The organism is Methanococcoides sp. DA23, from assembly GCF_057593895.1.
This window is the reverse complement of the sequence record NZ_CM172520.1, coordinates 2,033,823-2,046,247: the sequence shown is the minus strand read 5'-3', so window position 1 is coordinate 2,046,247 and position 12,425 is coordinate 2,033,823. Positions and strand designations below refer to the sequence as shown.

Sequence of the window (12,425 nt, the reverse complement as noted above, 5' to 3'; positions counted from 1 at the left end):
AGGCTATTATGTATTTTCACAGTTAATATATTAGAACTTTAATTTTAGGAGATACTGTACATGGGTAAGGATATGCTGATGTGGGATGAGACTTTGTTCAAGGATGGGAATGTGCTTGAACTTGATTATCTTCCCGACCATTTTTCACACCGTGAGTCGCAAATGCAGTCCCTGATGTACAGTCTGCGTCCGGCCCTTCGTGGCATGCGTCCGATAAACAGTTTGATAAGTGGTCCTCCTGGTACTGGAAAGACCACGACTGTGCTGAAGGTCTTCAAGGAGATGAAAAAGCATTCGGAAGATATTGTATTCATCAAAGTGAACTGTCAGATGGATTCCACTAAATTTGCTGTGATCACCAGGGTATACCAAGGGCTGTTTAACGTTTCCCCTCCGTCTTCAGGCGTTGCTTTCATAAAACTGTTCGAAAAGGTGATGAACTACCTTATCGAGAAGGAAAAGACGCTCGTGCTTTGCCTTGATGATATAAATTATCTCTATCATGAAGGACATGCGGATGAGGTCATGTATTCCCTTCTCAGGGCACATGAACAATATCCGGGAGCAAAAGTGGGTGTCATTGCAATTGTGAGTGATACGGGAAAGCTCTATCAGTTCGACCCTAAGGTCAATTCCGTTTTTCTTCCCGAAGAGATAGCTTTCCCTCGGTACAATTTCAGTGAACTTCAGGACATCATCGGAAGCAGGATAGATCTTGCATTCTATCCTAATGTGATGCTGGATGATGTGAGGGATGCGATAGTTGAATATGTCGATCTTACAGGGGATCTGCGTGTGGGCATCGATCTTTTGAAGCGTGCCGGCCTGAATGCCGAGAGGCGTGCAAGCAAGACCATCCTGCTCGAAGATGTGGAAATGGCCTATGATACCTCCAGATTGTTGCATCTTCGCAGAAGTGTCCAGTCCCTCACACAGGATGAGAGGACATTGCTCTGCCTGATAGCAGAGAACAGGGATGTGCAGACCGGTGACCTTTACAAGCTTTTCCACGAAAAGACCGATCTTGGGTACACACGTTTTTATGATATGGTCAACAAGCTTAGTGAAGCAAGGTATGTGGATGCTGATTTTTCCGGTAAGGGTATGCGTGGCAGGACTCGTATAATAAAACCAAGATATCAATCGGAAGACATCCTTAAATGCCTTGAGTAAAAGGGGATGTTGTTTCTGGAAATGAGAACTAAGGTCTGGCTGACCGAGGATGGAAAACCTATCATTGGTGCCGGAAAGGTAAAACTCCTAAAGGCCATCGATGAAGAGCGTTCCTTAAGGAAGGCATGCTCAAAACTTGGCATCTCCTACAAACATGCCTGGCTTATTCTGAAAAAAATGAACGAGCGTGTCGGACATGAGGTGGTGACCACTATAAGGGGTGGAAAAGGACAGGGAACCTTTCTGACCGATTACGGGAAGCAGCTCATTGGTGAATATGAGGAAAGCAGGTCCTTTCTTGATGCGACCTTTGGGGATGAAACCTCTTTGGAAAACATCTCTTTCAAACTGTCTGCAAACAACAAGTTGTCAGGAAGGGTCGTTGAGGTCGAGAAAGGGGATGTCGTTTCTAAAGTGAAGATCGAGATCGATCCTGAAGTTCTGACATCTATCATAACTTCCGAGGCTCTGGAAAGACTCGATGTTCAGGAAGGCGATGAGGTATTTGCAATTATAAGATCCACGGAAATAGTTCTGGCAAAAACGGATGGCAAGGCTGGAATGGAAGATGGAAATGTGGATGGGGGCGAGTAAATGGCTTCTATAGATATCCTTTCATGGAATGTGAATGGCCTGAGGTCAATGTTAAAGAAAGGTTTTGTCGAATGGATGGAATCCACGCAGCCGGATATTCTCTGTCTTCAGGAGACGAAGGCCACAGAAACACAGTTGCCAAAAGAGTTGAGGCATATTCATGGGTATGTGCCTTATTTTTTCTCTGCTGAAAGAAAAGGTTACAGCGGTGTTGGGATCTATACCAAGGTCCCGCCGCTGGACGTAAAGTACGGGCTTGGGGTTCCACGCTTCGATAAGGAAGGAAGGACCCTTATTGCAGAGTTCGAGGATTTTGTTTTGTTCAATATCTATTTTCCAAATGGAAAGGCTTCTAATGAACGTTTGGAATATAAGATGGATTTCTATGATGCGTTCATGGAAATTGCCGATTCAATGAAGGATGCCGGTAAGAACGTGATCGTTTGTGGTGATGTGAACACTGCTCACAAGGAGATCGATCTCGCACGCCCAAAGCAGAACGAGGGTTCCTCGGGTTTTCTTCCGCAGGAGAGGAAGTGGATCGATACGTTCCTGGGTCATGGTTATCTTGATACTTTGCGTATGTTCGAGCAGGGACCTGGAAATTATACCTGGTGGGATATGAAGACCCGGGCAAGGGATCGGAACGTTGGTTGGAGGATCGATTATTTCTTTGCCAGTGTAAGTCTGAAGGACAGGATAAGGTCTGCTTATATTCTGTCTGATGTGATGGGTTCGGACCATTGTCCCATTGGGATGGAGCTGGAGATTGGGAATAGTTCCTGAACTGTTTCCAATCCACATTTTTCAATGTTGTTCTTTGCTTTATTGGAAATATAAAGCTACAGCTGCTCGGTCAGCTTCGTATCAATAAAAAAAAGTAGGTAAGGGCGTAAGATACGCCCTGATATGTTATTGTTCTATTGAACTTACATCATTGGAGGCATTCCGCCCATGCCGCCTTCTGGCATTGGTGGTGCTCTGGATGATGCAATGATATCGTCGATCCTGAGGATCATTACTGCTGCTTCTGTGCCGGAGTTGATAGCCTGGGTCTTTACCCTGAGTGGCTCAACAACGCCTGCTTCCCACATGTCAATGACAGTGCCGGTGTAGACGTTAAGACCAGCGGTCTTTATGCCTTTCTCGTGGTGTGCACGAAGTTCTACGAGCATGTCTATGGGGTCGAGACCTGCATTCTCTGCAAGGGTTCTTGGAATGACCTCAAGTGCTTCTGCGAATGCTTTGACTGCAAGCTGCTCTCTTCCGCTGAGGGTTGATGCATACTCGTTGAGTCTGAGCGCAACCTCTACTTCAGGTGCTCCGCCGCCAGCAACAAGCTCTTCATCTTCGATAGCTACAGCGACTACACGAAGTGCATCGGTGAGTGCTCTCTCGATGTTGTCGATAACGTGCTCTGTACCGCCACGGAGGAGGATGGACACTGACTTTGGATTGACACAGCCTGTGATGAAGGTCATGCTGTCGCCGCCTACCTTCTTCTCTTCTACAAGTTCTGCTGCACCAAGGTCTTCTGCTGTCATCTCTTCGATGTTGGTTACGAGCTTAGCACTTGTGGAGCGTACAAGTTTTTCCATGTCGCTCTTCTTGACACGCCTTACTGCAAAGATACCTTCCTTTGCAAGGTAGTGCTGTGCCATATCATCGATACCTTTCTGGCAGAATACAACGTTTGCACCGGTCTTTGTGATGCTGGTAACAAGGCTCTTGAGCATTGCTTCTTCCTGGTCGAGGAATGACTGAAGCTGTTCTGGGGATGTGATGGAGATCTCAGCGTCAACCTCTGTTTCCTTGAGCTCGATAGCACTGTTGAGGAGTGCGATCTTTGCGCCTTCTACCTTCTTTGGCATGTTGGTGTGTACCCTTTCTTTGTCAAGGATCATACCTTCGATAAGCTCGGAGTCATCGATACGTCCGCCTACCTTCTTCTCTACCTTGACATTCTCGATATCGACAGTGTTTCCATTGTCCCTGTCAACGATGCTTACAATTGCGTCAACAGCGATCTTTGAGAGTACGTCCTTTGTTGCCTCTGCGCCCTTTCCGGTCATTGCTGTGTCGGAAATGCTGGTGAGGATATCCTTGTTGTCAATGGTTACCTTCGTTGCAAGGCCCTTGAGGATCTCTCCTGCCTTTATTGAAGCCATTCTGTAACCAGCTGCGATGATTGTTGGATGTACATCCTGCTCGATCATCTCTTCTGCTTTCTTGAGGAGCTCACCGGTAATGACAGCGGCGGAAGTTGTTCCGTCTCCGACTTCATCGTCCTGTGTTTTAGCGACCTCTACGATCATCTTTGCTGCTGGGTGCTCGATATCCATTTCCTTAAGGATAGTTGCGCCATCGTTTGTGATAACTACATCTCCGAGGGAGTCGACAAGCATCTTGTCCATACCTTTTGGACCAAGTGTTGTTCTTACTGCCTCTGCGACTGCCTTTGCAGCCATGATGTTGTTGCTCTGAGCATCTCTGCCTCTTGTTCTCTGGTTACCTTCTCTTAAAATGAAGATAGGCTGTCCTGACATCTGTCCTGCCATGTGTTTTAACCTCCTATATTAAACATAGATCAATATAATTCCCTGGAATTCAGGTCGTTTTTACATGTTTGTAGTTCTATATAAAGATTACTGAATATGTGAGTTATAACAACTTTGAGAAGCTTCCTTCAGGTATGTTGCCAGAGTGCTTCCGAATTGTGTTCTCAATGTCCTGCTATTGTTAATAGTGCAAAGCAGCTGCTAATGGAAATGCAATGATCAGGACCTTTTGGTCAAAAAAAAGTTTAGCCCCATTTAGGGAACTATAGTGTAAAGGACTGCAATGCAGCCCTTTAACATAGTAAGATCAGCTTACAATAGATTTTGGTGATCTCTTGAGGAACCTTCTCTTAGCACCGCTGGTGGTGAACCTCTGTGCTGGCCCTGGGTGTGCCTTTGCGCCGAAAGCTCTCTGCTTTTTGATTATTTTTCCTTTCCTTCCTTTTACCTTAACCCAATTTATGCTGCCTGTTTTACCCATTATCAATCCTCATTATAATTTTATTATTAATATATGTTTGAGGTACTTAGTGCCTCTTGACGTCCTTTATTGTATTAATGGTCACAAATGTACAAATGTGACCGGTAAACTCAATGCTATAGGTTCCCTTTAGATGTAATGTTTATAGTTAAACTTTACGGGACTTTTGTATTGTGTTCTGACATTAATTAGTGTCATATTGCCATATATTTGTATTCTATTACAGAATAAACAAATATATCTATGTTCCTGTTCATCTACGTTCCATGACCCTTGAACCGGTTCACATAAAGATCATGTCGGAAATGGCAGATCGCATAGGGATGTCCGCAGAAGATGATAGCACTGATGAGCTTCCCGACCTTTTAAATATGCTCAATGAACTGGAACATGATGGGAAGCTGATCCTTAAATCAATTGGGAAGACTTTCCGTTCAAAAGTGAACATCGATAACATGTCCCTTACAAATGACCCGTTCGATATTACATATTCCTGTGACAGCGGCAGTACGAATCCCATGGCATTTAGAAGCGGACTCTATGTGGACATCTGCCATGGTGGAATTGCATCGACACCTTCGGACCTGGAATTACATTCCAAGCGGACCATCGTAGCGGCAACATATTCGCCAAGTCCTCTCGTGACCATCGACACGACCTCCGGATGGGATACTTTTGATGACGGACAGGGACGTTCAAAGATAGTCCGAATAGGGGCAGACCTGCTCAAAACAAGGGTGGATCGTATGGTGCATAACGTTGCCCTATATCTCTGTGAATCGGAGCACATTCTCTGGATGATGGATAGTTTCGACAGCAAGGGCTTCTTCATAATGGATGGTCCGATATATCCTAAACAGTTAATGTACTGGATGGTAGTGGGATCGAATGAAGTGAGGATAAAAGAGGACCCTGTCGCAAAGAAGATCCTCCAGAACTACATCGACATCATGGACCATCACATGAAAAAGGGCATGCCTCTTATAGGGTTTGTAAAGAACCCCGAGGACATGCAGATAATGATAACCCTAAGGGACAAAAAAGGAATGAAACACCTTCCCTGGCTCAGGGATTCTCAGTTCTTTAAGAATGTTCTGTCCCTCGGAAAAGATGATAATGGACGAAATGGTCGCTGGATAACCTACACCAACTGGTTCCTGCAACCGAACCAATTCTATGAGGACATGATAAACAGCACATCTCCGATGCTGGACATCGACCTTCACCACGATCACGACCCGGAGGATTACGCTATAACCTTCTTTGTGATATATGTTCCAATGCTTGATGTCCTTTTCAAAGTAGAGGCACCATACGGTTTCACGAAGGATGAGTCTGTGCGGGACCTTATGACCCGAAAAGTTCTCTTTGATATCTCGGTAAATGGCATTCCGACAACTCTCTCAAAGGTCGATTCCCTTGCGAAGATCGGGCGGTCGGAAAAGGAGCTGGTAAAGGGTATGTTCAAAGGGCAACGGTTCGACAATACTTATAATATAGAGAGATGGGGTGACATAACAGATGAATGATAATTCAGACCTGCTGGCCTATGCGAAAGATATTAGCATCGAGGTAGATGCAAAGGATGCACCTGAACAGGCCGGCAATTTCGACTTCGAGGAATATAGTGTTGAAGTAACGCATGATACAAGTGACGCAGAGGCTGCCTTCGGTATCGTGACCACAGGTTTCGAACCTCTGGAAGTCACCGAGTCGGGCTCAAAGATCGCCGGCTACATCACAACGTCCCACAGAAATGTGGTGCGTCTGGGTACATATGTGGTCGTTCCCTATGGAGATGAGAACCTTTTCGCAAGGATATGGAAGCTTCAGTATCAGCAGCAGTTCGAAGTGGATGATGCTACTGAGATCCATTCACGCCGTATGCTCAAAAGCAATACTACGGCAGAACTGGACTACAAGTTCCTTGCATACCTTGAACCTATCTGCATACTATACGAACAATCTCCAGGAAATGAAGATTCATTGACACGCCGTATGGCAGACCGTATCCCGCGTCCGAACACACCGATTCTGCCTGTGACGGAAAAACTGAAGATACAGACCGGTCTGAACATTCCAAGGGAGGGTATATTCCTCGGACACTTAAGTGTCGGTGGTGAGGTAGTACGAACCCTCGCTTCTCCTCCAACGGTGCCCTACTATCTCAGGAACGACTACTCAATGGGCGATCCCCTTATATTCAGGCACATGCTCGTTTGTGGAAGTACCGGAACCGGAAAGACATTCCTCACAAAGAACATCCTGCGTCAGTTCATGAGCGAGGATAATCGATATAATGTCCGTGATACTGGGGATGGCAGTAAGAAGAATTTGCGTCCATGTGTGGTTATAATGGACCCGCAGGATGAATATTCACAGTTCCTCGAGGACAATCCTGAAATAACATCTTCTGATGAGCACAACATGCACTCCGAGGAAGTGGAGTTTGGTGGCGTTCCCTCCACAAAGACCTTCGTGGCCAAGGTGGATGGGCATTCATACAATGGCAGGTCCCGTGCACAGCAAGTGGAATTCACCATTCCTTTCGAGATGGTGAGGGACAATTCCTGGCTCATAGCCGCTGCCGGACTCACAGAGCTACAGAGCATCGGACTGGAACTTTTGCTTGAGGATTTCTTCAAAAGGCCGGGTGCGCATACCTATGGCGGTTTCATCGACCATGTCAGTGACGAGGGAGTCAGGGGCAGTTATGTTGATAATGGCAAGGTTCACGAGGCCTCCTATGATGGTCTTGTCAGGAAGATAAATAACAAATCGTTCAAAAGGGTCTTCGACCAGCCGGCAACCCCAATTACCGAAATGCTTGCTGATATCTTCAAAGAGGGGCAGGTATGTGTCTTCCCCACGGAATACATCTCAAGTACGAGAATACGTGATCTCATCACATTGACCCTTATGACCGTAGCTGTGGATAACAAATTGAACACATCAGGTGATACTGTCGTAAAGGAAACTCCTCTGGTGCTGGTACTGGATGAAGCTCACCGTTATCTTGCAAGGGGTTCGGGAGAGCATTCGAAACGCATCATCTCCAAGTTCGCGGATGCTGCCCGCCAGGGACGTAAAGAGGGACTCGGGCTGTTCCTTATCACGCAGGACCCTCAGGATATCGATGATACCGTGTTCAAGCAGATCAATTCCAGGGTGATACTGAACCTTTCCAACGATGCCGCGATAAGTGCCATGAAAGTGAAGAAGGAGTATGAGGCGCGTATCCCTTACCTCAAAAAAGGCCAGATGATCATACAGAGTCCGGATAACAGTGATATTGTGGAGATAATTGGCCTCTCCACCTGTGTTGTGAAGCACGTTTGAGGGGGATTTTCCCTCTGCTCCGATATGTATATATACAGGTACTACGTAGGGGGAGCTACTCACACATACTGTGGGCCGGTAGCTTAGTCAGGCAGAGCGATGGACTCTTAATCCATCGGCCGAGGGTTCAAATCCCTTCCGGCCCGCTTAATTCATGTGGGTTTCTTTTATCTTTGTTACATACAATTATAGTTTCCATCATTTTCATATAACAATTACCAATACGTATAGTTGTTACATTCTGTTATGGCATATTGTTATAATATATCGTTGTTTATGATAGAACGAAATTCCTTCGAATTCTTTTAAACTAAGGTGAGAACAATGCCAAAAGTAAGTGTTGACATCCCCCAGGAGCTGCTTGCCGATCTTAACAAGCACGTTGGCGATGATAAAAAGTTCGTGAACCAGTCCGATGCCATCCGTACTGCCATCAGGAAGATGCTGGACATGATGGATGATATTGACAGGCGTCACGGCAGAATGGATGATTGAGATATCGATAAGGTTAGTTCTTGGGTTTCAAGGTATTTGATCAAAGCATTTTCAGAGCTGTTTAAGAAACTCAATGCTCTTTCTTCCTTCCTCAAGGTTGCTCAGTTCGGTAACCATTCTTCCCTGATATTTTTCCAATCCCTTTTTCACATATTCCCAGTTGACGGTACCACTGCCTATGGGTAGATGTTCGTCCTTTTTTCCCATGTTATCATGGATATGCACATGAATGATCTTATTGATGCATTTATCCAGGAATCCTTCCACCATCGCAGAGGTGTTGGCATGACCTACATCCAGTGTCATTCCTACATTATCCCTGTCGATATCTGAAAGCATCCTGAGCATTTCATCGGGTTCCCTGCCAAATATCATGGGGAAGTTCGGCATGTTCTCAACGGCCATCGAGATGCCATGTTCATCGGCAGTATCGCAGAGTTCCTGTATGGACCTTATGTTCATATCCCATGCCTTCTCAGGCACTTTTCCGCCATAAGGGGACAGGTACCCGGGATGTACCACTGCAAGATCGACAAGGTCTGAGGCAAGGGTGAGGTAATGCTTCATCTGCCTGAGCACCTCTGCGTGTATGCCGGGATTAAGTCCTGCGAGGTTCATGTCAGAGAACGGCATATGCATCGTGAGGTGGAGGTTGGTGGTCTCGAGGACTTCCTCTATCTTATGCCGGTTCTCACTGGTGATGCACTGGGTCCCTTCCTGGACCATCTCCCATCCGGTGTATCCTATGTCCTCAAGCTCATAGACCCACTCGAAAGGATCGCTGAGGACGGAATTAGAGGAAAAGCTCAGACGCTCGATGTTCATGTTAGCACCTTATAGCTCCGGCATGTCCGGCTCAAAGAGGGGAACTCCATCTTCGGTGGGCGGTGTGAGCCATTCCATGAGAATGTCCATTGCTTCTTCATTATCGGCATTTATCTCAATCTGCATGGACCCGAGGGGTTCTTCCTTTGCCGGAAAGTTCAGTCTTCCGATCGTGGCAACTTGTTTGTTGATCATAAAAAAGGTCTTTTCAGGCTCTCCCCATCTGTTCTTCTGTAGCTGGGTCCTAGCGGTGTCAATTATCCTCTCTGTTCTGAAAAGATCATGAATATTCTTCAGTGAATTGATATCTCCTTCTCCTTCAAGGAAATTTCCATATTTCCTCTCATGCATCTCGAGCTCTATTTCCGGGAACATGTTCCTGGCAGCTCCTGCTACTTTTTCCTCATCTTCTGTGGGATTGACAATTACACTTACCCTGACGTTTATCATGCTTGCTCCAGTATCGTATTTATCTTCTCTTTGAACTCTTCGATGGTGCCTATGTTATCCACGTTGATATCGGATACTTTGATGGCTTCTGCAAGTCCCCATCCAAGTTCGCGTTCATCCCTTTGCTTCAGGGCTTCGATATCTGTCATGTCATCGCTTCTTCCACGACTGGTAACCCTTTCAAAACGCAATTCCAGGGGGGCATCGATGAAAACAAGGGTAAAGTCCTCTCCGAAGTGTTCCTTGAAGAAAGCCACTTCTGCAATGCCTCTTACTCCATCGACCACTACAAGTTCTTTGTCCAGGGCCTCTATCATTGGAACGCAGCGTTTGGCAACTGCATCCATTCCTTCCTTTGCTCTTAGATCGTTAGCAACACCGCCTGTATTACTATCGGTAGGCTCAAGTCCTCTTTTTTTCACTTCTTCGCGTATGACATTGCCCATGTTAACAACATCTATATTTGAATCTAATACTACTTCGGATGCTACGGATTTTCCTGATGCTGGCATTCCTACAAAAGCTATGATCTTTATTTTAGCACTTCCTGCAATGGTTATACCTGTAGTTCTCTTATTATACTACATTTATATGATATTATATTAGGGTAAATGGGACTGTCAAGTATTTGATTTTATATATCAGTATGTCTTTGTGTGAACTGACAATATGAGACTTGGCAGAGTTGACCTTCCCGGAAACCTTTTGCTTGCACCATTGGCTGAGGTGACCAATCTTGCATTTCGTCTCATGTGTAAGAAATATGGTGCATCCCTCTGTTTTACGGAAATGATAAGTTCGGATGCTGTTGTGCATGGAAATGACAGTTCTGTCCTGCGTGGTATGACCTGTGATGAGGAACGTCCTTTCGGTGTGCAGTTGTTCGGCAATTCTTCGGAAGTTGTCACTGAAGCCGCACTTGTTCTAGAAGACCTGTTCCGCCCGGCTATAATAGATATCAATCTTGGATGTCCGGCCCCGGTGATAACCAATGCAGGATGTGGTTCTGCACTGCTTGATTCTCCTGAACGCGTCAGCGATATGCTCTCAACTCTTTGTGAAGGGGTGGATACTCCTGTGACTGCAAAGATACGTGTGCTGGAGAGCCGTGAAGCCACCCTTGATATCGCACACAGGCTTGAGGATGCGGGGGTTTGTGGTATCACTGTCCATGGGAGGACCCGCGAACAGGGTTATAGTGGGACTGCTGATCATAGTTATGCAAAGCTCATCAAAGAAGAACTTTCCATTCCGGTGATCGCCAATGGGGATATCAGGGATGGTGTATCTGCTGAAAAGGTGCTGGAATATACCGGATGTGATGGATTGATGGTCGGCAGGGCTGCAATGGGCGATCCTCACGTGTTCCATCGTATATCCCAATATCTGGAATATGGTGAGGTTCTTGAGTGTGGATGTGGGCAGAAAAGGGATGACCTTCTGGAATATCTCGATCTTCTGGAAAAGTTCGACCTGTCCTCGCATATTAATCTGAAAGCACATGTCCAGTGGTTCACAAGAGGGTTGAAAGGAAGTCGAAGGATGCGTTCCGAGATAGGATATGCGGATTCACGGGATTCCATTGTAGAATTTGTTAAGAACATGTGTGAAAAAGATTTGATGTGATATTTTTCCGTATTTGTATATAATTCTCGTGTATATGCGTGTTATTGTCTAACATGGTCGTTGCATTGTGTTTTTGAGCAAAAAGTAGTGATCTTTCTGAGAAATTTGTTTGATCAATTCACCAAAAGACTAAATAAGATTAGGATTGTACACAATTAAACATTGCATTTAGACTGCTATATATATTTTTGGCAGTCAATGTATGTGGAGGAACAGTCACCTCCACGATGGCGATCTCATTGCCGATCCCTCTTGGCTATTGACCCGTTGCCATCTGAAAAACACTTTGACTGGTATTATCGTACAATTATACACGCACTGTCATAGGAGAATAATACATGAAAGAAATACGAATACACGGTAGGGGTGGACAGGGCTCCGTTACTGCTGCTGAATTGCTTGCGGTTGCAGCTTTCGCTGATGGAAAGTTCAGCCAGGCTTTTCCAGCATTCGGTGTCGAGCGCCGTGGTGCACCTGTTCAGGCATTCACCAGGATCAATGAAGACCCAATCAGGCTCAGGGCACAGATATACGAGCCGGACTATGTTATCGTTCAGGACCCGACCCTTCTTGAAGTGGTCGATGTGGAGAGCGGTGCAAAGGATGATGGTATTATTCTTATTAACAGTGACTTTGAGCCGGAACATTTCGATCTTAACACAAATGCAAAGATCATGACCGTCAACGCTACAAAGATCGCTCTTGATATCATCGGCAGACCTATTGTTAACACTGTTCTTCTAGGTGCTTTCGCTGGTGCTACTGGTCTTATCGATCCACAATCCATCAAGGATGCAGTTATGGAGCGTTTCCCGGGTAAAGTCGGTGAAAAGAACGCAGAGGCTATCCAGAAAGCTTACGATATGATGACGGAGGCTTAAATT

13 protein-coding genes and 1 tRNA gene are annotated in these 12,425 nt (G+C 45.7%); 9 read left to right on the top strand and 5 right to left on the bottom strand.

The window, feature by feature from the left end:
* The first annotated feature begins 60 nt into the window (after positions 1 to 60).
* The 3 genes from AC20MK_RS10130 to AC20MK_RS10120 are packed head-to-tail and all read left to right on the top strand — an operon-like array spanning position 61 to position 2,553.
* Entirely contained in the window at positions 61 to 1,173 is a 1,113-nt protein-coding gene (locus tag AC20MK_RS10130) for an ORC1-type DNA replication protein (RefSeq protein ID WP_487355687.1), read from the top strand.
* Positions 1,174 to 1,194: 21 nt separating this feature from the next.
* Complete coding sequence (locus tag AC20MK_RS10125; RefSeq protein WP_487355686.1) at positions 1,195 to 1,767, top strand: TOBE domain-containing protein; 573 nt, start codon at positions 1,195 to 1,197, stop codon at positions 1,765 to 1,767.
* Positions 1,768 to 2,553, top strand: a complete 786-nt coding sequence (locus AC20MK_RS10120) for an exodeoxyribonuclease III (RefSeq protein WP_487355685.1) — start codon at positions 1,768 to 1,770, stop codon at positions 2,551 to 2,553.
* A 143-nt stretch (positions 2,554 to 2,696) separates the two neighbouring features.
* Here the strand turns inward: AC20MK_RS10120 and thsA are convergent, their stop codons facing one another.
* Both thsA and AC20MK_RS10110 read right to left on the bottom strand, forming a co-directional pair.
* The gene (gene thsA, locus AC20MK_RS10115; RefSeq protein ID WP_487355684.1) at positions 2,697 to 4,325 is read right to left on the bottom strand and encodes a thermosome subunit alpha; all 1,629 of its coding nucleotides are present in this window, start codon (positions 4,323 to 4,325) and stop codon (positions 2,697 to 2,699) included.
* 307 nt (positions 4,326 to 4,632) lie between these two features.
* Positions 4,633 to 4,806 (bottom strand): DUF5350 family protein, encoded by a 174-nt coding sequence (locus AC20MK_RS10110; RefSeq protein ID WP_487355683.1) that lies wholly within the window; start codon positions 4,804 to 4,806, stop codon positions 4,633 to 4,635.
* 266 nt (positions 4,807 to 5,072) lie between these two features.
* Between AC20MK_RS10110 and AC20MK_RS10105 the strand changes: the two genes are divergently transcribed.
* The 4 genes from AC20MK_RS10105 (at position 5,073) to AC20MK_RS10090 (ending at position 8,640) form a co-directional block, all read left to right on the top strand.
* Positions 5,073 to 6,335 carry a DNA double-strand break repair nuclease NurA gene (locus tag AC20MK_RS10105; RefSeq protein WP_487355682.1) on the top strand — a complete coding sequence of 421 codons (1,263 nt, stop codon included), beginning with the start codon at positions 5,073 to 5,075 and terminating at the stop codon, positions 6,333 to 6,335.
* The gene (locus AC20MK_RS10100) at positions 6,328 to 8,145 is read left to right on the top strand and encodes an ATP-binding protein (RefSeq protein ID WP_487355681.1); all 1,818 of its coding nucleotides are present in this window, start codon (positions 6,328 to 6,330) and stop codon (positions 8,143 to 8,145) included. Before AC20MK_RS10105 ends, AC20MK_RS10100 begins: the two co-directional genes overlap by 8 nt.
* Before the next feature lie 72 nt (positions 8,146 to 8,217).
* A tRNA-Lys gene (locus AC20MK_RS10095) sits at positions 8,218 to 8,291 on the top strand.
* Positions 8,292 to 8,469: 178 nt separating this feature from the next.
* Positions 8,470 to 8,640, top strand: coding sequence for a ribbon-helix-helix domain-containing protein (locus AC20MK_RS10090; protein ID WP_011500158.1), 171 nt, complete (start codon positions 8,470 to 8,472; stop codon positions 8,638 to 8,640).
* Between the two features lie 51 nt (positions 8,641 to 8,691).
* Here AC20MK_RS10090 and AC20MK_RS10085 read toward each other — a convergent pair whose 3' ends face one another.
* The 3 genes from AC20MK_RS10085 to AC20MK_RS10075 are packed head-to-tail and all read right to left on the bottom strand — an operon-like array spanning position 8,692 to position 10,451.
* Complete coding sequence (locus AC20MK_RS10085; RefSeq protein WP_487355680.1) at positions 8,692 to 9,465, bottom strand: sugar phosphate isomerase/epimerase family protein; 774 nt, start codon at positions 9,463 to 9,465, stop codon at positions 8,692 to 8,694.
* Between the two features lie 9 nt (positions 9,466 to 9,474).
* Entirely contained in the window at positions 9,475 to 9,915 is a 441-nt protein-coding gene (locus tag AC20MK_RS10080) for an RNA-binding domain-containing protein (protein WP_487355679.1), read from the bottom strand.
* Positions 9,912 to 10,451, bottom strand: coding sequence for a dephospho-CoA kinase (locus AC20MK_RS10075; RefSeq protein WP_487357102.1), 540 nt, complete (start codon positions 10,449 to 10,451; stop codon positions 9,912 to 9,914). The genes AC20MK_RS10080 and AC20MK_RS10075 overlap by 4 nt, the downstream gene beginning before the upstream one ends.
* A 133-nt stretch (positions 10,452 to 10,584) precedes the next feature.
* On the opposite strand from AC20MK_RS10075, the gene AC20MK_RS10070 reads away from it, so the two are divergent.
* Together AC20MK_RS10070 and AC20MK_RS10065 are read left to right on the top strand one after the other, a co-directional pair.
* Entirely contained in the window at positions 10,585 to 11,541 is a 957-nt protein-coding gene (locus AC20MK_RS10070; RefSeq protein ID WP_487355678.1) for a tRNA dihydrouridine synthase, read from the top strand.
* Between the two features lie 338 nt (positions 11,542 to 11,879).
* Positions 11,880 to 12,422, top strand: a complete 543-nt coding sequence (locus AC20MK_RS10065) for a pyruvate ferredoxin oxidoreductase subunit gamma (RefSeq protein ID WP_487355677.1) — start codon at positions 11,880 to 11,882, stop codon at positions 12,420 to 12,422.
* The last annotated feature ends 3 nt before the right edge of the window (positions 12,423 to 12,425 follow it).

Bases quoted from the DNA above. Each gene is read 5' to 3' on its own strand.
- AC20MK_RS10065 (WP_487355677.1), top strand. From the start codon at position 11,880: ATGAAAGAAATACGAATACACGGTAGGGGTGGACAGGGCTCCGTTACT.
- thsA (WP_487355684.1), bottom strand. From the start codon at position 4,325: ATGGCAGGACAGATGTCAGGACAGCCTATCTTCATTTTAAGAGAAGGT.
- AC20MK_RS10085 (WP_487355680.1), bottom strand. From the start codon at position 9,465: ATGAACATCGAGCGTCTGAGCTTTTCCTCTAATTCCGTCCTCAGCGAT.
- AC20MK_RS10100 (WP_487355681.1), top strand. From the start codon at position 6,328: ATGAATGATAATTCAGACCTGCTGGCCTATGCGAAAGATATTAGCATC.
- AC20MK_RS10125 (WP_487355686.1), top strand. From the start codon at position 1,195: ATGAGAACTAAGGTCTGGCTGACCGAGGATGGAAAACCTATCATTGGT.
- AC20MK_RS10070 (WP_487355678.1), top strand. From the start codon at position 10,585: ATGAGACTTGGCAGAGTTGACCTTCCCGGAAACCTTTTGCTTGCACCA.
- AC20MK_RS10090 (WP_011500158.1), top strand. From the start codon at position 8,470: ATGCCAAAAGTAAGTGTTGACATCCCCCAGGAGCTGCTTGCCGATCTT.
- AC20MK_RS10120 (WP_487355685.1), top strand. From the start codon at position 1,768: ATGGCTTCTATAGATATCCTTTCATGGAATGTGAATGGCCTGAGGTCA.
- AC20MK_RS10110 (WP_487355683.1), bottom strand. From the start codon at position 4,806: ATGGGTAAAACAGGCAGCATAAATTGGGTTAAGGTAAAAGGAAGGAAA.
- AC20MK_RS10130 (WP_487355687.1), top strand. From the start codon at position 61: ATGGGTAAGGATATGCTGATGTGGGATGAGACTTTGTTCAAGGATGGG.
- AC20MK_RS10105 (WP_487355682.1), top strand. From the start codon at position 5,073: ATGACCCTTGAACCGGTTCACATAAAGATCATGTCGGAAATGGCAGAT.
- AC20MK_RS10080 (WP_487355679.1), bottom strand. From the start codon at position 9,915: ATGATAAACGTCAGGGTAAGTGTAATTGTCAATCCCACAGAAGATGAG.